Below are 21772 nucleotides of genomic sequence, written 5' to 3'. Positions count from 1 at the left end.
AGGCGTGAACTTGATCAGGCGGCGGCACGCACCGCGTCGTAATCCTCCATCAGCACGGCGACCGCATCGCCGCGCTGGACGCGACCCGGGCCGGCAGACATCCAGAGCACGCCGTCGCGGCGGTAGCGCACCTCCAGCGGATCGCGGTCGATGTCCTCGACGAAATGCAGGTAGCCCGCGAGATCGCCGGCGCGGCAGAGATCGCCGACGACATTGCGCGGCTCGAACAGCCCGCCCGCCGGCGCGAACGAATAGCCCGCGGCATCGCGCACCATCATGTGGCGGGTGCCGGGCGAGCCGTCGCGCTGCGTCGTGTCGGGCTTGCCGTCCATCAGGCCGCAATGCTTGAGGATGTTCGTCAGGGCCCGGTCGGCGATGCGCACGCCCTCGACATTGACGCGGCCCCAGCCGCCAAGCTCGGTCCCGAGCGAAAGAATGCCGCGACGCTCGACCGAGGAGGTCAGCGTCGCGCCCTCGTCGACGCCCCAGAACACGACATTGTAGGGCGCGCCGAAGGCGGCGGCCGCCGCCATGGTGCGTTCGCGTAGGGCCGTGTCGGCGACGTAGTGCATGTTGGTCGAGAGCGCGGAGTCGCCGGAATGGCCGGCGGTATGGAGATCGACGGAGATATCGACCAGCGGCAGCACGACGCTATCGACGAAATGCGCCAGCATTTCCGAGAAGGTGCCGCGCGGATTTCCGGGAAAGCAGCGGTTCATGTCGCGATTGTCGACCGGCGAGAGCCTGGTGTCGTTGAGCACGGCCGGCATGTTCAGCGCCGGGATCATGATCACCCGCCCCTGCACCCTGGCCGGATCGAGGCTCCGGGCGAGGCGCGAGACCGCGATCTGACCCTCATACTCGTCGCCATGCACGCCGCCGGTGAACAGGATCGTCGGGCCGGAGCCGTTCTTGACGCTGACGACCGGGATCTCGACGACGCCCCAGCCGGATGTATTGCGGGAGAGTGGCGCCCGCAGATAACCGGCCTGCCGCCCCGAAGCTTCAAAGTCGATCTCGCAACGAATTCGGCTTTCAGACGCCATTGCGATCCCCTCCTCGCTCTTGCGTTTCGTATGATTGTATACGATCATACGATCTGTCAAGCGAGAGGCAGAGAGCCGGATGACGGACACGGGCGAGCAAGTGCGGGCAGCCGGAACGGCAACGGAGGAGCGAGCGAAAAGCTCAGGTCCCGACTGGCAGCCGCTGCAACCGCAGACGCTCGTCGACCATGCGATCGAGGCGATCATCGCGGGCGCTGCCGCCGGGCTGATCCTGCCGGGAGACCGGATCGTCGAGGTCGATCTCGCCCGCAAGCTCGGGGTCAGCCGCGTGCCCGTCCGCGAGGCTCTGCGGCTGCTCGAAAGCCAGGGCGTCGTGGTCAGCGAGCCCTATAAGGGCATCAAACTGCGCCCGGTGACCAACGAGCGCGTCTCGGACCTGATCGAGGCGCGCATCGCGCTCGAAGCCAGCGCAGTGGCGCGCGCCGTCGCCGCCGGGCGCAATCGTGGTGCTCACCTCGACGAGTTGCGTGCAGCGGTTGCCGAGATGGAATTGATGGCGGCGCGCGGCAGCGCCTATGGCGTCGCCGTCGCCGATACCGCCTTCCACCGCGCGCTCTGTCGGCTCGGCGGCAACAGCGTCACCTTCGACCTGTGGGAGACGCTGGCGCCGCAATGCACGATCATCTTCGGCCTCGCCACCTTCGGCAAGCCGATGGCCGGCGTGGTCGAGGAGCATGTCGACCTGCTCGCGGCCTTCGAGGCCGGCGACATCGCGGTGATCACCCGCACGCTCGACGAGCACATCACCGTCATGAACCACGCGATGGATTACGAGACCATCGTCGCCCAGCGCCGCAGGGAAAGGGATATGCCGTGAACGACCAGCCGATCCAGACGCGCGCAGCCGGGCGGGCGGGACTTCCGCCCTTCCGCATCACCCGCATCGAGGCCGCTCCTCTGTTCGGCGAAAGCCCCAAGGGCGGCTGGTCGGCCGAGATCCGGCCGGAGGATTCGATCCATGCCCTGATCGCGGTCCATACCGACCAGGGGCTCACCGGCTATGGCAGTGTCTTCACCGATGGCCGGCTCGTGCAGGCTGGCCTGAAGGTGCTGGAGCCGCTGTTTCTCGGGGCTGACGCGCTCTCGCCCGATTTCGTCAGCGAGAAGCTGCACCAGAACACCTTCTGGATGGGCCGCGGCGGCACGCTGACCCATACGATCAGCGGCATCGACATCGCGATGTGGGACATTCTCGGCCAGGCGACGGGCCTCAGCGTCGGGCGGCTGCTCGGCGGGCGCTATCGCGAGCGCGTCCAGCCCTATTGCTCGCTCCTGATGGAAGAGCCGGCAGCGATGAAGGACGTCGTCGCGAGCTATCGCGACAAGGGGTTCAGCGCCTTCAAGATCGGCTGGGGGCCATTCGGTCGAGCGCTCGACGTCAAGCTCGACGAGGCGATCGTGCGCGCCGCGCGCGAGGCGGCCGGCGAGAAGTCCAAGCTTTTCGTCGATGCCGGCGCCAGCGACGCGCTCTGGCCGCATGGGCTGAAATGGGCGAAGCGCACAGCCGAGATGCTCGCGGATTACGAGGTCGGGTGGTTCGAGGAGCCGGTGCGACCCGACGCGATCGACGATTACCGCGAATTGCGCCGCTCCTCGCCCGTGCCGATCGCCGGCTGCGAGGTCCTGACCCGGCGCCAGAGCTTCATTCCGTGGCTGACGACCGGCGCGCTCGACATCGTCCAGCCCGACGTCACCAAGGTCGGCGGCATCTCCGAGCAGCGGCGCATCGCCTGGATGGCCTATGATCTCGGCATCAAATATGTCGGCCACGGCTGGAACACGGCGCTGGGCCTCGCCGCCGACCTGCAGATGGCCACAGCCTTCCCCGATGCCGATCTCGTCGAGTTCATCGGCGGCAGCCCCTATGTCGACGGCATCCTGGCCAGGCCCTTCGCGCTCGATGCCGAGGGCTGGCTGACGATCCCGGACCTGCCGGGGCTCGGCGTCACCATCGATCGTGACAAGCTGGGGCGGTACACGCCAGACCCGGCGGCACTATTCGGCTGACGCCCTCGCCTACTCCGAGATCGCGTAAGCCGCGCGATCGATGCCGTGGCGGGCCAGCTTGTCGTAGAAGGTCTTGCGGGGAATGCCGAGCATCTCCAGCGTCGCGCGGACATCGCCCCGGTTGGCTTCCAACGCCTCGCGGATCAGGTTAGCCTCGATCGTATTAAGGCGATCCGGCAGGCTGGCCACCGGAGCATCCGGGCGTGCCCGCTGCGCCGGCAGGTCGCTGGGCAGGCCGAGCGCGACACGCTCGGCGAAGTGGACAAGTTCACGGACATTGCCGGGCCAGTCGTTCTCGACCAGATGACGCTCCACCGCGCGGTCCAATACCGGCGCCGGCCGACGGTATTTCTCCGCCGCGCGGGCCAGGAAACGCGTGAAGAGCAGCGGGATATCACGCCTGCGTTCGCGCAGCGGCGGAATGCGCAGCGTCACCACGTTCAGGCGGTAATAGAGGTCTTCGCGAAAATCGCGGCGCTGGGCGGGATCGCCAAGATCGGCCTTGGTCGCAGCCACGACCCTGAGATCGACGCGGCGCAGATCGTTCGAGCCGAGCGGGGCGATCTCGCGCATCTCCAGCACGCGCAGCAGCTTGATCTGCGCCGAGGGCGGCATGCTTTCGAGCTCGTCGAGGAAGAGCGTACCGCCGCTTGAATGCTCGATGCGGCCGATCCGCTTCTTCTGTGCGCCGGTGAAGGCGCCGGGCTCGTAGCCGAAGAGTTCGCTTTCGATGACGCTATCGGGCAGCGCCCCGCAATTCAGGGCGACGAAAGGCTTTTCGCGACGCCGCCCCAGACGGTGCAGCAGGCCGGCGACGACCTCCTTGCCCGTCCCGGTCTCGCCGAGCACGAGCACATCGACATCGACATCGGCGAGCTCGCGCACGGTCTGACGCAGGCGCGTGATGGCAGGCGTCTCGCCGATCAGCGCCGTCTCCTCCTCGCCCTGCCCGGCCAGCGCCCGCAGGCGGCGGTTCTCGAGGACGAGTGCGCGCTTCTCGGCTGCGCGCCTCAAGGTCTCGACGAGGCGCTCGCCGGCATAGGGCTTCGCGATGAAATCATAGGCGCCCTCGCTCATCGCGCCGACGGCGGTGGCGATATCGGCATGGCCGGAGATCACGATGACCGGAATGTCGGGATCGAGCGTTCGCAAGCGCCGGAACAATTCGATCCCGTCCATGCCGGGCATGCGGATATCGGTGACGACGATGCCGGCATAGTCCGGCCCGATCCGCTCTAGAGCCGCCTCGCCGGAGGGCAGTGCCACCGCCCGGAAACCGGCGAGGCGCAGGGCCTGGACATTGGCGTCGCGCAGATCGGGATCGTCATCGACGAACGAGACTTCGATCGCGGCGGATGCGTCGGGATCGCTCATGCTGCCGCCCTTTCGAGATTGATGACAAAGCTGGCACCGGCGCCGGAGACGCTCGTCGCGGTCAGGGTGCCGCCGAAGGAGACGATCATGTCCTGCGAGATCACCAGCCCGAGGCCGAGCCCCTTGGGCTTCGAGGTGCTGAACGGGACGAAGAGCTGCGCCAGCGCCTGCTCGGACAAGCCGGGCCCGCGGTCGGTGATCGCGATCTCGACCCGGTCGTCGCTGGGCGTGACCGTGATCGCCAGCGCAGGTTCGCCACCCTGCCCGCCTTCATGCAGCGCTTCGATCGCATTGCGCAGCAGGTTGACGAAAACCTGTTCAAGCTCGATCGGACGCGCGATGACATGGACCGGCTCCGGCGGCGCCGTCACGAGCGGAGTCACACCCGCCTGCCGCAGAGGGCCTTCGAGCAAGGTCAATGCGCCCTCGATGATTGCGCTGATCGGAACCGGCGCGAGCGGCTCCTTGCTGCGGCGCGCGAAGCCCCGCAAAGTCTCGGTGATCGCGCCGATCCGGTCCGTCAGCGCGACGATCCTGACCAGGGCGCCGTCGGCATCGGCGGGCTCGGCGCGCTTGAGAAAGGCGCGGGCGTTCTCGGCATAGGTGCGCAGCGCCGCCAAGGGCTGGTTGACCTCATGCGCGACGCCGGCCGTGATCTGGCCGAGCGTCGCGAGTCGGTTGGCCCTGGCCAGATCTTCACGCAGATTCGAGAGCCGCTCCTGCGCGCGGGTACGCTTGGCCATCTCGGCAATGAGGCGCTCATTGGCGCCGGCAAGCTCCGCCGTGCGTTCGTCGACGCGCTCCTCCAGCTCGGCCTTGGAGCGGGCATCGGCCTCCTGCCGGGCGAGATTGCGCTGGCGGCGATGGAGAGCGAAACCGGCCAGTGCCGCCCCCGGCATCAGCAGGAGCGCGACCAGCGCCTGGGATTGCGTGCGCCCGGCGGCGACAGCCGCATCGACCGGCTGAAGCACCTCCAGCAGCCAGTCGGTGGTCGCGACGGGCTGGCGGATGCGGGCATAGAGGCCGGCATAAGCTTCAGTGCCCTGAACCAGTTCGTCGCGCTCCTGCAACGGCAGCAAGGTTAGCGGCGCGGTGCCGAACTGGAGCGAATCCCGGATCACGGCCGCAGTCGCCGCGTCGAGTGGTGTCTCGACACGGAAGCGCCAGTCCTCGACCGTCGAGAGCAGCACGACGCCACGCTTGTCGACGACATAGGTCTGGCCGCCGAGCGCGCGCCAATCCGCCTCGACGCGATCGAACTCGGCCTTGACGACGATCACACCGAGGCTGCGGCCGGCATCCTCGATCCGCCGGGTGATATAGAGGCCGGGGCGCTGGCTGACCGTACCGAGCGCGAACTGCTCGGCCGTGCCGTTTGCGACCGCGCCCCTGAAATAGTCGCGGAAGCTGTAATCGTTGCCGACGAAGCTCGTCGGTTCGTTCCAGTTGCTGGCGGCGATGGTAACGCCGTCCGGGCCGAGCAGGTAGATCACCGCCGCGCGGGCTTCTTTCGCGATAACTTCGAGCTTGAGGTCGAGCCCGTGGCGGTTGCCGCCAGCCAGGGCCTGCCGCACGTCGGGGTCGCGGGCGAGGATGACCGGCAGGGCGCGCTGCTTCTCCAGCTCCCCGCGCAGGATGGCGAGCGCCAGCGTGCCGCCATCGCTCGCCCGGCTCTCCGTCGCGGCGATGGCGCGGCTGCGGCCGATCTCGCCGGCGGTGAAGAGCGAAGCGATCCCAAGCGCTGCCACGACCAGCCCGAAGACCAGCCAGCGCAGCGTCGTGGCCCTCTGCCATTGATCGCGCCCGGAACGGCTCATCCCCTGTCGTTGTGCGGAATCCCGCACAAATCAAGAGGCAGCGTGCGGATTTCCGCCGGAAACGCTCGCAAAATGATTCAGAATGGAATCGCAAGTGTCTGTTTTCTTTGAGCTATATCTTCTTCCGAAAGTTGGCACGTAGGTTGCCAACAGGGGGAGCAGCGGTTTCAAACAAAACCAAGACGACCGCCGACCCAAGGAGCAGAACATGGCGACCCCGATCGACATCGCGCCCGCTCAGCCGGCGCGCCCGAAGAAGTTCTATCAACACCTCTACGTGCAGGTGCTGTTCGCCATCGCGGCAGGCATCCTGCTCGGCCATTTCTGGCCGGACCAGGGCACGGCGATGAAGCCGCTCGGCGATTCCTTCATCAAGCTGGTGAAGATGATCATCGCCCCCGTGATCTTCCTGACGGTCTCGACCGGCATCGCCGGCATGACCGACATGAAGAAGGTCGGGCGCGTCGCCGGCAAGGCGATGATCTATTTCCTCTGCTTCTCGACGCTTGCGCTGATCGTCGGCCTCGTCATCGGCAACTTGATCCAGCCCGGCACGGGTCTTCACATCAATCCCGCCAGCCTCGATGCCAAGGCCGTCCAAGGCTATGCCGCCAAGGCACATGATGCGAGCGTCGTCGGCTTCCTGCAGAACATCATCCCCGATACGATCGTCGGCGCCTTCGCGTCCGGCGACATCCTGCAGGTGCTGTTCTTCTCGGTGCTGTTCGGCCTGGCGCTGGCAATGGTCGGCGAGCGCGGCAAGCCGGTGCTCGACTTCCTGCAGGCGCTCTCGACCCCGATCTTCAAGCTGGTGGCGATCCTGATGAAGGCCGCCCCGATCGGCGCCTTCGGCGCGATGGCCTTCACCATCGGCCGCTACGGCATCGGCTCGGTCGCCAATCTCGCCTTCCTGATCCTGACCTTCTACATCACGGCAGCGGTCTTCGTGCTCGGCGTGCTCGGCCTCGTCGCCCGCTATAACGGCTTCTCGGTGCTGGCGCTGATCCGCTACATCAAGGAGGAGATTCTCCTCGTCGTCGGCACCTCGTCCTCGGAAGCGGCCCTGCCGAGCCTGATGGAGAAGATGGAAGCCGCCGGCTGCAAACGCTCCGTCGTCGGCCTGGTCATTCCGACCGGCTATTCCTTCAATCTCGACGGCACCAATATCTACATGACGCTGGCGGCCCTCTTCATCGCTCAGGCAATGGATATCCACCTGCCGCTCGGCGACCAGGTCCTGCTGCTGCTCGTCGCGATGCTCTCCTCGAAGGGCGCGGCCGGCATCACCGGCGCGGGCTTCATCACGCTCGCAGCCACGCTTTCGGTCGTCCCGGCCGTCCCGGTCGCGGGCATGGCGCTGATCCTCGGCATCGACCGCTTCATGTCGGAATGCCGCGCGGTCACCAACTTCATCGGCAACGCGGTTGCCACGATCGTGGTGGCGCGCTGGGAAGGCGAGCTCGACGAGAACCGCCTCAAGGCCGCGCTGTCCGGCCAGCTGCCGGACTTCCTCGACGAGCCGCTGATGACCCCGGCCGAGTAATCCGGGCACCCGCAAAAACGCCGCCGCCGGCATCCCAGCGGCGGCGTTTTTGTTGTCGAACGTTGTACCCTCAGAGCGTTGAGCGGCGCACGGTCAGGTCGGAGCGCTCGTAGACGGCCGGCAGCAGGTCGACGCCGAGGCCGGGGGCCTCCATCGGATAGACATAGCCGCCCTCGATCCGCGGCATCTCGGTGACCAGCTCCAGATACCAGCCGCGATAGAAGGCGCGCACCGATTCCTGGATCAGCGTGTTCGGCTGGCTGAACGAGGTGTGGACCGCCGCGACGAAGCCGACCGGACCGATGCAGTCATGGGGCGCAAAGGGGCGGTGCCAGGTCTCGGCCAGCGCTGCGATCTTGCGGCCCTCGGTCAGGCCGCCGGTCCAGCACAGGTCGACCATCACGACATGGGCTGCGTCGCGCTCCAGCATGTCCTTGTAGGGCCAGCGCGAACCCAGCGTCTCGCTGGCGCAGACCCAGACATCGGTCGAGCGGGCATATTCGGCCAGCGCCTGCGGCGAATTCATCCGGATCGGGTCCTCGTACCAGGTCGGCTTGTAGGCTTCGAGGACGCGGGCGATCTGCTTGGCGGTCGGCAGGTTCCAGAGCGAATGGAACTCGACCATGATCTCCATCTTGTCGCCGACGGCCTTGCGAATCTTTTCAAAGGGCTCGACCGCCTTCTTCATCTGCTCGGCGGTGATGTGGAGGCCGTGGTTCTCGATCGCGGCTGGATCGAAAGGCCAGATCTTCATCGCGCTGATGCCCTGCTCCAGCAGGCTCTCGGCGAGGACATCGGCGCGGTTCATGAAGCCGTCGAGGTCCTCGTAGGGGCTTGCCTCGTCACCCAGGCTCCAGTTCGAGACCGGCTTGATATTGCTGGAGCGAACGTAACGGGTGCCGGCGCAGGTGTTGTAGATGCGCTGCTTGTCGCGGCAGAGCCCGCCCAGCATCTGGTGGACCGGCAAGCCGCAGACCTTGCCGAAATGATCCCAGAGCGCGATGTCGATCGCCGAGGTCGCGCGGGATTCTGCACCGGTCGAGGACTGCGCCATCGGCAGGTTGGTCATCTCGCGATGCAAGGCTTCGATATGCAGAGGGTTCTTGCCGAGCAGGCGGCCGGCCAGCGTGTCGTGGATATGCGCCTCGACGGAGGCCGCGCCATAGAAGGTCTCGCCGAGGCCGATATGGCCGGAATCGGTGTGGACGCGGACCCAGAGCACGTTGCCGAACTCCTCGGCGCGCAGGGTTTCGATGGCCGTGATCTTCATGGCGTTCCGTCCTGTTCGATCGTTTCGGGAGCGGGCGCCAAGCCCCTCGCCGCTTGTTGATTCTTGAAGCTCACAGCACCGAGATCATGCCGCCGTCGACATAGATGATCTGGCCGCTGACATAGTCGGAGGCGGGTGAGGCCAGGTAGACGCAGGTGCCGGCGAGCTCGTCCGGGCGGCCCCAGCGGCGCGCGGGCGTGCGGCCCTTCACCCAGGCGTCGAAGGTGGGATTGTCGATCAGCGCCTGGTTCATGTCGGTCAGCATGTAGCCGGGGCCGATCGCATTGGCCTGGATGCCGAGCTCGCCCCATTCGGCCGCCATGGCCTTGGTCAGCATCTTGATGCCGCCCTTCGCCACCGTGTAGGGCGCGACCGTGGCGCGGGCGAGCTCGCTGGTCAGCGAACCGATATTGATGACCTTGCCATGGCCGCGCGTGGCCATGCGGCGGGCGGCCTCGCGGCCGACGACGAAGGCGCTGGTCAGGTTGGTGTCGAGCACGCGGCGCCAGTCGGCGGTCTCCAGCTCCAGCATGGGCTTGCGGAACTGGATACCGGCATTGTTGACGAGGATGTCGACCGCGACGCCCTCGGCATCGAGCGCGGCGAAGGCTGCGACCACTGCCTGCTCGTCGGTCACGTCGAAGTTGAGGCCGCGCGCCTTGTGACCGCCCGCGCTCATCGCGGCGACCGCCTCAGCGAGGCGCCCGGCATCGGCGCCGTTGAGGATGATGCTCGCGCCGGCAGCCGCAAGCCCTTCTGCCATGGCACGGCCGAGGCCACGCGAGGAACCGGTCACGAGCGCCGTGCGCCCCGAGAGATCGAAGGGAGAAGTCACGGGAGGCGTCCTATGTCGTCGGGTTCTGGAGGGCCGGGTGGGCCGGCATCGGGCGGCCTGCGGCGAGCTGGGCAGCGTAGCGGCGATAGGATTCGCCGATATGCTTCCGCATCGCCTCGCCGGCACCGGCCGGATCGCGAGCGCGGATGCGATCGAGGATCGCGGCATGGTCGGCGCGGCGAATCGCGATGTTGGAATCCTCGCCGCGATCCTTGTCGCGCATGCTGCGGATCGAGTTGAGCAGCGGGCTCGAAACGAACTGGAGCACGGTCAGGAAGAGCGGGTTATGCGCGGCCGTGGCGATGGCGAGGTGGAGCGCGAGGTCATGCGCGGAGCTGTCTTCCCCCGCATCGTCGGCGGCGTTCAATGCGGCCTCGGCCGCCTCCATGCGCGCCAGGTCTTTGGGCGTATGGCGTAGCGAGGCCAGTTGCGCAGCCTCCACCTCCAGCCCGAGGCGGAATTCCAGGAATTGCAGGATCGACTGCTCGGAAGCTGCGATCTCGGCCCGCCGCAGCCGCAACGAGTCCTGCTGGTTGACGAAGAGCCCGAGCCCGCGCCGGCTTTCGACGATGCCATCGGCCTTCAGATAGGCGATGGCCTCGCGCACCACCGGCCGGCTGACGCCAAGCTGGCGGGCAAGCTCCGTCTCGGAAGGCAACCGCGCGCCGGGCTGCAAGGCGCCCGACCGGATCGACGTCGCGAGCGCAGTCGCGGCATCGCTCGCGAGATTGGGCCTCGATCCGATGGATGACAGCTGCATGGCGGGTTCCTATCGAGCCATTATTGTCATGTTATCAGTTGTCTGACAACCTTACTTCCCCATTTTCACGGGCTGTGGCCGTTATGGTGGGGCTTGCCCCGGCCATCACGTCCCCGTTCGTGCGCAAGTGTCAAAGATGTGGATGCTCGCCACGAGGGCGAGCATGACGAGAAGTGGCCAGGGTCGCGAGCAGGGTTCCGGCTCGGGCTACGCCAGCCTGCGGAATGACAGCTTGTTGTCGCTGGACCGCAGTGCGGCCTAGAGCGCGCCCGCCCCGTCCCCGATCTGCCGGATCGCGATGCGATCGAAGATAGGGTCGCGATCCCCCTCCTGTTCGACGGCGATCTCGCCCTTCTTGACCTTGAACCGGATGAGCGTCGCGCCGGCACCGCGCCAGTCGGCGGTGTCGCCATCATCCTCGTAGAGTTCGCCCGACGCACCCTCTACGAGGCCACAGACGAGAATCTCGCGGAGATCGTCGATGCCCTCGGGATTGCCGAGCGGGATCAGCGCGCCGGCCCGGGCGAAGACCGGCAGGCGCCCGAGCGGCGCAGCGACAGTCACCACGGCGCCGCCGTCGAAATGCTGGCCGGTATGCCAGTCATACCAGCCGCCTTCATGGACCGGCAGGTAGATGCTGCGCTCCCGCGCCCCCTCCTCCAGCACGGGCGCGACCAACACGTCCGGCCCGAGCATGAAGGCGTCGTCGGTCTTCACGGCCGTCGCATCCCGCGGGAAATCCCAAAGCAGCGGGCGGATCGCCGGGGTGCCGTCGCGGCTGGCGCGCCACATCAACGTGTAGAGATAGGGCATCAGCCGATAGCGCAGCGAAATCGCCTCGCGCACCTGCGGTACCATCTCCGGATACATCCAGGGCAGGTTGACGACGCCGTCATCGTTCCAAGAATTCATGACCATGCGCGGCCAGAGCGAGCAGAACTCGTTGAAGCGCACGAAGAGCTCGGGGCCGGGCGTCGGGCCGTGAAAGCCGCCGACATCGTGGCCGATCGAGAACATGCCCGAGAGGCTCATGTTGAGCCCCTGCGTCAGGTTGTAGCGCAGCGTCTTCCAGGCGGTCTCGTTGTCGCCGGACCAGGTCTGGGCATAGCGCGAGATGCCGGCGCAGCCGCCGCGCGTGATCGCGTATTGGCGCTTGCCGGGCTGGCGATCGGCCTGCGCCTCATAGGAGAGCTTGGTCATCAAGAGCGGTTGGGCCGGGCGTGCCAGAGCCTGCCTGAAAGGGCGGCCGTCGCCGTCGCAAAGCGCGTCCTCGTCCCAGATCTCGTATTCGTTGTTGTCGTTCCAGACGGTGGTGAAGCCGTAATCGAGCAGCGCGGTCTCGATGCCGTCGCGCCACCAGGCACGGCCCTTGGGGTTGGTGTAGTCGAGATGGAAGCCGAGCCCGTCCCAGAACTGGGCGACGGCCGGCTTGCCGCTGTCCCCGTCGCGGACGAGGAAATCACCGTCGAGCGCCTCCTTCAGGCGCGGGTGATCGTCGAGGAGGCAGGGCTTGAGATTGGCGACCGTGAAGATGCCGACATCGTTCAGGCGCTGCATCGTCGCCTTGGGATCTGGAAACTTCTGCCGGTTCCAGTTGAAGGCGTAGCGGCGATGGCCGATCTGGGTATAGCCCGAGCCGAAATGGAACGAGTCGCAGGGGATGCGATGCGTCTCCAGCTTGCCGATGAAATCGCTGATGCGGGCATCGGCATCGGGCGCATCGGCGATCGCCATCGAGGTCACGCCGAAGCCGAAGGACCAGAGCGGCGCGAAGGCCTGCCCGCCAGTCAGCCAGGAAAAGCGCCTGACGACATCCGGCACGGTCGGGCCGGCCATGACGTAGTAATCGAGGTCGCCGTCATCGCCTTTCCAGGAGCGAAAGAGGCCGTGGTAATTGTCGAGCGTGCAGCCGAAATCGACGCTGCCGGTCGAAAGATTGTCGTAGAAGACGCCATGCGCGCCGGCCGCCCCATCAACGATGAAGAAGGGCAGCATCTTGTAGAGCGGGTCGGACAATTCGGCATCGAACCCGCAGGGGTCGACCGCGTCGATGGCGAAGCGCCGGCCGGTGCGATCCAGCGGACCAGCCTTGTCGCCGAGGCCGTAATGGCGCTCGTGATAGTCGCGGGCCATGAAATGCGCGAGCGCGCCGGTGCGAGGCGAGACGAGGTAGGCCTGCGTGGTGCGGTCCTGCAGGAAGGGCTTGTCCTCGCCGTTGCGACGCCAGGCGATGCCGAAGGGAGCGAGCGTGACTTCGGCGATGAGCCCGCCGGCGGCGATGACGACCTTGCCTGCGCCGGCGCGGATATCCGTCTTCGGGCAGGCGAAACCGTCCAGGCTGCCGCGCGGACGTCCTTCATAGGGCGGCTCCAGCCCGCCGGGCGCGATCGACCAGCCACGGTCGAGGCGGTAGCCGTCCTGCGGCTTCAGCGTGACACGGCCGATATCGCCTTCGAGGATGCGAACACAGAGCGTGTAGCCGAGCCCGAGATCGAACAGGGCGGCTTCGCCATCGCGGCCGAGATAGTGGCCTTGGCTGAGGGCTTTCATAGGGTATCTCTCGGTAATTTCAGGACCGGATCGCCCGGCCGGCTTCGTCGAACAGGTGCAGGCTCTGCTGCGGGAAGGCGAGCGCGACGCCGTGGCCCCGCTCATGCTCGCTCTGACCGTCGAGCCGGAGCGTGATCTGGGGCAGGCTGGCGGCGGTCCCGTAAAGGTAGCTCTCGCCGCCCAGCCGCTCGACGAGGTCGATGGCGAGCGGCAGCCCCTGCCCGTCCGGCGCCAGCGCCAGATGCTCGGGGCGGATACCGAGAGTGACCTTGCTGCCGGTAGCAAGTCGGCCGGTGGCACAGGCGACTTCATGACCGCCCTCGCCCAGCGCGACCTTGCCGGCGGCGGTGACGCGTCCGGGCAGCAGGTTCATGCGCGGCGAGCCGATGAAGCCGGCGACGAAGAGATTGTCGGGGCGGTTGTAGAGGTCGAGCGGCGTACCAACCTGCTCGATCCGGCCGCCTTGGAGCACGACGATGCGGTGCGCCAGCGTCATCGCCTCGACCTGATCGTGGGTGACGTAGATCATCGTGCCGCCGATCTCGGCATGGAGCGCGGCGAGCTCCTTACGCGTGGCGACACGCAATTCCGCGTCGAGATTCGAGAGCGGCTCATCGAACAGGAAGATCTTTGGATCGCGCACGATCGCACGGCCGATGGCGACGCGCTGACGCTGGCCGCCGGAGAGCGCCTTGGGCTTGCGCTCGAGATAGTCGGTGAGGCGCAGCATCTCGGCCGCGCGCTTCACGCGCTTGTCGATCTCGTCGCGCTTGAACCCCATGTTCTCCAGCGCGAAGGCCATATTCGCCCGGACGGTCATATGCGGGTAGAGCGCGTAGGACTGGAACACCATCGCAAGGCCACGCTCGGAAGCCGGCAGATGGGTCGCGTCGGTGTCGTCGATCGCGATCGTGCCGCCGGTGATCTCCTCCAGCCCGGCGATCGAGCGCAGCAGGGTCGACTTGCCGCAGCCGGAGGGGCCGACGAAGACGACGAATTCGCCATCGGCCACGTCGAGATCGATGCCGTGCAGCACCGTCGTCGCACCATAGGCCTTGCGGACGCCGGAAAGTTTCAGCCCGGCCATTATTTCATTCCCGTATTGGCGATGCCGGTGGTGATGAAGCGCTGCAGGAAGACGAAGACCAGCGCGACCGGCAGCAGCGTCACCACTGTCATCGCGAGCAGGTAATGCCATTGCGTCTGCAACTCGCCCTGGAAGGCGTTCAGGCCGATCTGGAGCGTGTAGGACTCGGTCTTGGTCAGCACGGCCAGCGGCCAGAGGAACTCGTTCCAGCGCCACATGATCGAGAAGATCGCGAGGACGGCGAGCGCCGGCATGGCGAGCGGCATGACGATGCGCCAGTAGATCTGCCACTCCGACGCCTTGTCCATGCGGGCGGCCTCGATCAGGTCGCGCGGCAGGGTCAGCATGTACTGGCGCAGCAGGAAGACGCCGGTCGGGGTCGCCGCGCCGGGCAGGATCACGGCCCAGAGGGAGTTGACCAGCCCGAGTTTGGTGATGACGAGATAGACCGGCACGAGGATGATCGTGATCGGGATCATCAGCGTGCCGATGACCATCAGCATCACCGCCGTCTTGCCGCGAAATTCGTAGATCGAGAGCGCATAAGCCGCCATCGAGTTGATGATCAGCGTGATGATCGTCGCGACCAGCGTGACGAACACCGAATTCCACAGGAAGCGGGTAAAGGCGAAGCGCTCCAGTGGCTCGGTGTAATTCTCTGTGGCGAGCTTGAACTCACGGACGGGTGTGCGCTTGTCGATGGGGACGCGGATCGTCTCACCGGGCTTCTCGGGATCGACCATCTGAGCCTGGATGCCGATGCGGCGGACCTGCGCCAGCACGCGCTTCGAGCCATCCGGCATCTCGACCTCGAAGAGCGGCAGCTTCTGGGCCTGGCCGGGCACCGCCACCTCCTTCTGCGACATCGGCAGCAGCGAGGGCGGGAATTCGAGGAGGCCGGCCTGCGTCTTGAAGGACGAGAGGCCGAGCCAGAGGACCGGGCCGAACATCAGCACGACGCCGAGCGCGAGATAGGCATAAGCCGCGATATCGGTCCAATGCCAGCGGCCGGGCTTGCGCCGGGCGGTCATCATGCGCGTGGCGAGGCTCATGCGGCCCCCTTCCGACGGCTCGCCGCGAGCTGAGCCAGCGTCAACGCGAAGAGCACGATGCCGAGCACGACGGAGGCTGCCGCCGCCAGCCCGAAATTCTGGACCTGATTGGCGAAGGCCGTCTCGTAGATGTAGTGCACGATCATCAGCGTCGCCGTGCCCGGGCCGCCGCCGGTGAGCACGAAGACCTCGTCGAAGGTCTGCACGCCCTTGATCAGCGCGAGTACGATCACGACGATCATGTTCGGCCAGAGCAGCGGCAGGGTGATGCGCCAGAACACGCGCCAGCGCGGCGTCGCGTCCATCTCGGCCGCCTCATAGAGATCGGCGGGGATGGCCTGGAGGCCGGCGAGCAGGATCAGCGTGTAGAAGCCCATATGGGCCCAGACCGAGACGAAGACGATCCAGAACATCGCCCAGCTCGGATCGACCAGGAGCAGGATGCGCTCGCCGCCGATCGAGGTGATCGCGGCATTGAGCAGGCCGTCGCGCTGGAGAATCCATTTCCAGGTCAGCGCTACCACCACCGGCGATAGCAGGACCGGGAAGAAATAGACCGCGCGGAAGAAGCCGCGCGCCCGGATCTTCATGTTCAGCACGATCGCGGTCAGCAGCGAGAACAGCACCATCGCCGTGACCTGGAAGACGGTGAAGCGCGCGGTGTTGGAAACGCCGCGCCAGAAATGATCCTCGCGACAGGAGGACGGATCGAGGAAGGAACCGCAATCGAAGAGATAGCCGTATTGCTGTGTCCCGACGAAAGGACGTTCGCTCGGGAACAGCCCCGCCCCGCCCGTCACCGAGAAGATCACGTTGATGATCAGCGGCAGGAAGACGAAGAGCGAGAAGAAGGCGAGGTTCGGCAGGATGAAGACATAGGCCATCCGCCGCTCGCCGATCAGGCGCTGCAGCGCCCGCATCGGTCCATCGACAAGGCGCATCAGGAGCGTGAGCGGCGCGGCGAGAAGGCCGGCGGCGCCCTCGCCCTCGCGGCGCGGCTTTGTCTCGGCGGAGGCCATCGGCCTTACTTCTTGCGCTCGGCGATCTGCTGGGCGATGTCGGATTCGATCCGCTTATAGGCCTCGTCGAGCGTGCCCTCGCCCGAGATAGCCTGGCCGAGACGGCTGATCACGGCGTTGAAGATGACGCGGTTGTTGGCATAGCCCTGCAGCTTGTAGGCGGCCGGCGAGATCTGCGCGACCTGGTCGGAGAAGACCTTGAGCGCGGCCTTGCCCTGCGGCGTCGCGCCGGCATAGTCGAGCCCCTTGGCGGCGATGCCGAGATGGCCGGGCACGAAGAGCGAGCGGGCGTAGAACTCGCTGAGCACCGGCTCGCTCGCGAGATAGTCCATCACCTTGGCGACGGCCTCCGGGCTCTTCGTCGTCTTGATCGCGACGAGGCCGGCACCGCCCGGCATGGGCGAGCAGCCGCCCGCCCCGCAAGGCGAGGGCACCGCGACCCAATCAAAGGCGTCGCCGACCGTCTTGTCGAACTGCGCGATCTGCCAGGAACCGGACTGGTACATCACGACCTGGGCGTTCTTGAACTCGTCATTGGCGCCGCGATAGGCGGTGCCGGAGACCGAGCCCCAGAGCTCCTTGGCCATGGTGCCGTTCTGGTGCCAGTCATAGATGAGCTTGGCGCCGCGCTTGAAGCCTTCGTCGATCACGGCCGGCTCGCCCCTGTCGTCGAAGACCTTGGCGCCTTCCGAGATCGCGACCGAGAAGAAGCGGTGGCCGGAACGGTCCATGGCGACTGGGAACGGCGCCTTGACCTTGGCGGCGACATCCTTGGCCGCCTTGCCCCACTCCTCCCATGTCGCCTTCGCGCCCGGCAGCGCGACGCCGGCCTGCTCGAACAAAGTCTTGTTGACGAAGGGGCCGGTGACGGTGAGCTGCGTCATGAAGCCGGTGATCGCGCTGGAATCGCCCTCGGGGCGCATCCAGGGCAGAAACGGCCCGAAATTCTTTTCCCAGTAGGAGGCGTCCTTGAGATAGGGCCGCATGTCGAGCGCATAGCGGGCGACGCCGCCGAGATCGACGACTCGGGCGATGTCCGGCCCCTGCCCCGAGGCGAGCTGAACCGGCAGATTCTCCGTGATCGCCTTGTAGGGCACCTGGTCGAGAACGACCTTGATGTCCTTGTTCTGCGCCTCGAAGCGCTTCAGCAGATCGGAAACGACCTCGCCCTCGTTGCCGTCGGAATACCAGGCGATGCGCACCGTGGTCTGGGCGAAGGCCCCGCTGCCGGCGACGAGCCCGACCGTCAGCGCGAGCGCCGAAATCCAGTGTTTCCCCTGCATCTGCGTTCCATCCCTTGCCTGATCGCGGCACCTCGGCGGGCACCTTGACAATTACTAAGGCAAACGTTTGCCTTGCTTGTCAACGGGCAGACGAACCGGCATGGCTGCGTTAGCCGGCTTCAGACCTGCCGACCGGTTTCGAATCGCGCGCTGGCACCGGGGAGAATCATGACGGCAAGGGCCGCAAGACCGCAGGAGGACGGCGTCTCGCTCGCCACGGTGGCGCGCGAGACCGGAGTCTCGGTCGCGACCGTCTCGCGGATCGTCAACGGCAAGAGCGGGCGCGCCTCTCCCGACACGATCGCCCGCGTCGAGCAGGCGATCGCACGGCTCGGCTACCGGCCCAATCCCGTCGGACGGGCGCTGAAGCGCCGCGCCAGCCGGGTCGTCGCGATGCTCGCGCCCAATCTCGACAACCCCGCCATGGCCGCGATCGCGGTCTCGACGGAAGCGGCACTGCGCGACGCCGGCTATGTCATGATTCTCTGCGACACCCACGACCGGGCGGACCTGCAGGACGATTATCTGCGGGCGATGCGTGACCAGTTCGTCGCCGGTTACGTGATGGTCAGCGCCGTCGGCAGTGCCGGCCTTGCCGAAGCGCAGACACGCGGCGATCCGATGGTTTTCGTCGCGCGGCGAAACCCGATCGGCGGAGGCGCCTATGTCGGCATCGACAACCGCAAGGCGGGCGCCGATGCCGCCGACCATCTGCTGGCGCAGGGCATCCGGCGAACCGCCGTGCTGATGGCGACCCTGAACGCTTCCAGCACGACCGAACGTGCCGAAGGCTTTATTCAAAGGCTCGTCGCTCAGGGCATTTCGGACGCCGATATCCGCAGGGCGAGCGCGCCCAGCCTGTCGCATATCGAGATCGGCTATGCCGCGGCGAAAAGCCTGGAAGCGAGCGGCGGCTGGCCCGACGGGGCGCTCTGCGTCAGCGACATGATCGCCTATGGCGCCTATCGCCGCGCCACGGAGACCGGCATCGCGATCCCCGAGCGCTGCACCCTCGTCGGCATCGACGGCAATGCGCTCAATCACTGGATCGCGCCCTGGCTGACCTCGATCCGCATCCCCTATGAGAGCTTCGGCCGGCATGTCGTAGCCCAGCTCGCCTCCGCCTGGGGCGGCGGCGCGACCACCGATATCAACGTGGCCCATGAGCCGCTGCCGGCCACGGGCACGCCTGCCGGGCGCGCCTGACAGCCCCACCAAAGCAAGGCCCTGCGGAGGGCACGATCGTAGGCCGAAAGTCTAAGAGCTTGCCCGCCCGGTCGCGAAGGCTTGCCTTGACGCCCCTCCCCCAGAGTTTCACTATTCCAAATCGAACGACGCTTCGTCGTCGCCTGGGAGGTTGAGATGCTGCATGAGCTCTCGCGTCGCCAGTTTCTGAAAGCCGCAGGTGCGGGTGTCGCCGGTTCTGCCGTCGCTGCGCTCGGGTTTGGCGGTGCCGAGGAGGCACTTGCCCAGGCCGTGCGGCCCTTCAAGCTGGCGCGCACCACGGAAACGCGAAATACCTGTCCGTACTGTTCCGTCGCCTGCGGCGTGATCATGTACAGCCTGGGCGACAAGTCGAAGAACGCCCACCCGGCGGTCATCCATATCGAGGGCGATCCGGACCACCCGACCAATCGCGGCACGCTCTGCCCGAAGGGCTCTGCCCTGCTCGATTTCGTCCATTCGGAGACGCGCACCAAGGTGCCGCAATATCGCGGCCCCGGCGAGAAGGCCTTCCGGCAGATCAGCTGGAACGAGGCGCTCGACCGTATCGCGCGGCTGATGAAGGACGATCGCGACAAGAACTTCATCGCCAAGAACCAGGACGGCCAGACGGTCAACCGCTGGCTGACCACGGGTTTCCTGGCGGCCTCGGCCACCACCAACGAGACGGCCTTCCTGACCTACAAGGTCGTGCGAAGCCTCGGAGTTCTGGCGTTCGACAACCAGGCGCGCGTTTGACACGGACCGACGGTGGCCAGTCTGGCCCCAACATTCGGTCGCGGTGCGATGACCAACTCCTGGACGGACATCAAGAACACCGACCTCATCGTCGTCATGGGTGGCAATGCTGCCGAAGCGCATCCCTGCGGCTTCAAATGGGTCACCGAGGCCAAGGCCCAGCGCGGCGCCAAGCTGATCGTCGTCGATCCGCGCTTCACGCGCACGGCTTCGGTCTCGGATTTCTATGCGCCGATCCGGCAAGGCACCGACATCGCCTTCCTGCTGGGCGTGATCCGCTATTGCATCGAGAACGACAAGATCCAGCACGACTACGTGCGCGCCTTCACCAACGCGCCCTATCTCGTGAAGGAAGGCTTCTCCTATCAGGACGGCCTGTTCTCGGGCTATGACGAGGCCAAGCGCGACTATGATCGGACGAGCTGGGAATACGAGCTCGGGCCTGACGGCTATGTCCAGGTCGACGAGACACTGCAGAACCCGCGCTGCGTCTTCCAGCTCCTGAAGCAGCATGTCGCGGCCTATACGCCGGAGATGGTCGAGCGCATCTGCGGCACGCCGAAGGACAAGTATCTCGCGATCTGCAAGATGATCTCCGAGTGCTCGGCGCGCGACAGGACGATGACGTCGATGTACGCGCTCGGCTGGACGCAGCATTCCAAGGGCGCGCAGAACATCCGCACCATGGCCATGCTGCAGCTCATGCTGGGCAATATCGGCGTGCGCGGCGGCGGCATGAATGCCCTGCGTGGGCATTCCAACATCCAGGGACTGACCGACATCGGCCTGATGTCGGACCTGATCCCCGGCTATCTCAACATCCCCAAGGATCGCGAGGTCGACTTCAAGACCTATATGTCGACGCGCGGCTTCAAGCCCTTGCGTCCCAACCAGATGAGCTACTGGCAGAACTACGGGAAGTTCATGGTGAGCTTCCTGAAGTCGATGTGGGGCCCGGCTGCGACGGCGGAGAACGAATTCGCCTATCAATGGCTGCCGAAGCTCGATGTCTCCGGCTACGACCTCCTGCGCATCATGGATTTGATGCATCAGGGCAAGGTCAACGGCTATTTCTGCCAGGGCTTCAACCCGCTCCTGTCGGCGCCCAACCGCAACAAGATCACGGAATCGCTGTCGAAGCTGAAGTTCCTGGTGGTGATGGACCCGCTTCAGACGGAGACGGCGCGGTTCTGGAAGGACGAGGGCGTCCATAACGACGTGAAGTCGGAGTCGATCCAGACCGAGGTCTTCGAGCTGCCGACCTCCTGCTTCGCCGAGGACGAGGGCTCGCTGGTCAATTCCGGCCGCTGGCTGCAATGGCACTGGCCGGGCCAGGAACCTCCGGGCGAGGCGAAGGCCGATACCTGGATCATGGCGCAGCTGCATATGCGCCTGCGCGAGCTCTATCGTAAGGAAGGCGGCGCCTTCCCCGATCCGATCGTCAACCTGCACTGGCCCTATCGCGACCCGCTGGACCCGCAGCCCGACGAGATGGCCAAGGAGATGAACGGCTACGTCGTCTCCACCGTCACCGACCCGGCCGACCCGAGCAAGGTGCTGCTGGAGAAGGGCAAGCAGGTCGATAGCTTCGGCCAGTTGCGCGACGACGGCTCGACCGCCTGCGGCTGCTGGATCTATTCGGGCAGCTGGACCGAGCGGGGCAACATGATGGCCCGGCGCGACACCAGCGACCCCGGCAATACCGGCGCCTATTCGAACTGGGCGTTCTCCTGGCCGGCCAACAGGCGCATCCTGTACAACCGCGCATCGGCCGATCTCGACGGCAAGGCCTGGGACCCCAAGCGCAAGCTGATCGAGTGGAACGGCACGGCCTGGACCGGCTACGACGTGCCCGACATCGCGGTGAACGCCAAGCCGCGCGATGTCGGTCCCTTCATCATGAATGCCGAGGGCTCGGGCCGCCTGTTCTCCCGCGGACTGATGCGGGACGGGCCGTTCCCGGCGCATTACGAGCCGTTCGAAAGCCCCATCGCCAACGTGATGGCGCCCAAGATCCGCGGCAACCCGGCCGCGCGCATCTTCCCCGCCGACCTCGCCGCGCTCGGGACCTCCGACAAGTTCCCCTATGCGGCGACCTCCTACCGCCTGACCGAGCATTTCCACTACTGGACCAAGCATGTCTGGG

General features: G+C 66.3%; 16 protein-coding genes. 5 read left to right on the top strand and 11 right to left on the bottom strand.

Annotation, left to right across the window (positions count from 1 at the left end; all coding sequences use genetic code 11):
* Positions 1-14: 14 nt before the first annotated feature.
* Positions 15-1046: a succinylglutamate desuccinylase/aspartoacylase family protein gene (locus Q0Q36_RS05165; RefSeq protein WP_293796103.1), complete on the bottom strand. Its 1032-nt coding sequence runs from the start codon at positions 1044-1046 to the stop codon at positions 15-17.
* Between the two features lie 79 nt (positions 1047-1125).
* Between Q0Q36_RS05165 and Q0Q36_RS05160 the strand changes: the two genes are divergently transcribed.
* Both Q0Q36_RS05160 and Q0Q36_RS05155 read left to right on the top strand, forming a co-directional pair.
* Positions 1126-1884, top strand: a complete 759-nt coding sequence (locus Q0Q36_RS05160; protein ID WP_293796102.1) for a GntR family transcriptional regulator — start codon at positions 1126-1128, stop codon at positions 1882-1884.
* The gene (locus Q0Q36_RS05155) at positions 1881-3074 is read left to right on the top strand and encodes a mandelate racemase/muconate lactonizing enzyme family protein (RefSeq protein WP_293796101.1); all 1194 of its coding nucleotides are present in this window, start codon (positions 1881-1883) and stop codon (positions 3072-3074) included. Before Q0Q36_RS05160 ends, Q0Q36_RS05155 begins: the two co-directional genes overlap by 4 nt.
* 9 nt (positions 3075-3083) lie before the next feature.
* On the opposite strand, the gene Q0Q36_RS05150 is transcribed toward Q0Q36_RS05155, so the two are convergent.
* Together Q0Q36_RS05150 and Q0Q36_RS05145 are read right to left on the bottom strand one after the other, a co-directional pair.
* Entirely contained in the window at positions 3084-4448 is a 1365-nt protein-coding gene (locus Q0Q36_RS05150) for a sigma-54 dependent transcriptional regulator (RefSeq protein WP_293796100.1), read from the bottom strand.
* Entirely contained in the window at positions 4445-6265 is a 1821-nt protein-coding gene (locus Q0Q36_RS05145; RefSeq protein ID WP_293796098.1) for an ATP-binding protein, read from the bottom strand. The genes Q0Q36_RS05150 and Q0Q36_RS05145 overlap by 4 nt, the downstream gene beginning before the upstream one ends.
* Positions 6266-6473: 208 nt before the next feature.
* On the opposite strand from Q0Q36_RS05145, the gene Q0Q36_RS05140 reads away from it, so the two are divergent.
* On the top strand, positions 6474-7808 hold the full coding sequence (locus Q0Q36_RS05140; RefSeq protein ID WP_293796095.1) for a dicarboxylate/amino acid:cation symporter: 1335 nt from the start codon (positions 6474-6476) through the stop codon (positions 7806-7808).
* Positions 7809-7878: 70 nt separating this feature from the next.
* On the opposite strand, the gene Q0Q36_RS05135 is transcribed toward Q0Q36_RS05140, so the two are convergent.
* From Q0Q36_RS05135 to Q0Q36_RS05100, 8 genes are all read right to left on the bottom strand, one after another.
* A complete protein-coding gene (locus Q0Q36_RS05135) occupies positions 7879-9078 on the bottom strand; it encodes a mandelate racemase/muconate lactonizing enzyme family protein (protein ID WP_293796093.1) in 1200 nt (399 codons plus the stop codon).
* Positions 9079-9148: 70 nt separating this feature from the next.
* Positions 9149-9913, bottom strand: a complete 765-nt coding sequence (locus Q0Q36_RS05130; RefSeq protein ID WP_293796092.1) for an SDR family oxidoreductase — start codon at positions 9911-9913, stop codon at positions 9149-9151.
* 10 nt (positions 9914-9923) lie between these two features.
* Positions 9924-10673, bottom strand: a complete 750-nt coding sequence (locus Q0Q36_RS05125) for a FadR/GntR family transcriptional regulator (protein ID WP_293796090.1) — start codon at positions 10671-10673, stop codon at positions 9924-9926.
* A 258-nt stretch (positions 10674-10931) separates the two neighbouring features.
* The gene (locus tag Q0Q36_RS05120) at positions 10932-13223 is read right to left on the bottom strand and encodes a glycoside hydrolase family 31 protein (RefSeq protein WP_293796088.1); all 2292 of its coding nucleotides are present in this window, start codon (positions 13221-13223) and stop codon (positions 10932-10934) included.
* Positions 13224-13242: 19 nt separating this feature from the next.
* Positions 13243-14310, bottom strand: a complete 1068-nt coding sequence (locus Q0Q36_RS05115) for an ABC transporter ATP-binding protein (RefSeq protein ID WP_293796086.1) — start codon at positions 14308-14310, stop codon at positions 13243-13245.
* Positions 14310-15362: a carbohydrate ABC transporter permease gene (locus tag Q0Q36_RS05110; protein WP_293796084.1), complete on the bottom strand. Its 1053-nt coding sequence runs from the start codon at positions 15360-15362 to the stop codon at positions 14310-14312. The genes Q0Q36_RS05115 and Q0Q36_RS05110 overlap by 1 nt, the downstream gene beginning before the upstream one ends.
* Positions 15359-16381: a carbohydrate ABC transporter permease gene (locus Q0Q36_RS05105; RefSeq protein WP_293796081.1), complete on the bottom strand. Its 1023-nt coding sequence runs from the start codon at positions 16379-16381 to the stop codon at positions 15359-15361. The genes Q0Q36_RS05110 and Q0Q36_RS05105 overlap by 4 nt, the downstream gene beginning before the upstream one ends.
* A gap of 5 nt (positions 16382-16386) precedes the next feature.
* Complete coding sequence (locus tag Q0Q36_RS05100; protein WP_293796079.1) at positions 16387-17664, bottom strand: extracellular solute-binding protein; 1278 nt, start codon at positions 17662-17664, stop codon at positions 16387-16389.
* Positions 17665-17832: 168 nt separating this feature from the next.
* Between Q0Q36_RS05100 and Q0Q36_RS05095 the strand changes: the two genes are divergently transcribed.
* Both Q0Q36_RS05095 and fdnG read left to right on the top strand, forming a co-directional pair.
* Positions 17833-18870 (top strand): LacI family DNA-binding transcriptional regulator, encoded by a 1038-nt coding sequence (locus Q0Q36_RS05095; protein ID WP_293796077.1) that lies wholly within the window; start codon positions 17833-17835, stop codon positions 18868-18870.
* A 156-nt stretch (positions 18871-19026) separates the two neighbouring features.
* Positions 19027-21772 (top strand): formate dehydrogenase-N subunit alpha (fdnG, locus tag Q0Q36_RS05090; protein WP_293796075.1); only part of this gene is annotated, 2746 nt, incomplete at its 3' end.

This window comes from uncultured Allobosea sp., assembly GCF_945957345.1.
In the GTDB taxonomy this organism is placed as follows: Bacteria; Pseudomonadota; Alphaproteobacteria; order Rhizobiales; family Beijerinckiaceae; genus Allobosea.
This window is presented reverse-complemented; position numbering and strand designations above follow the sequence as displayed.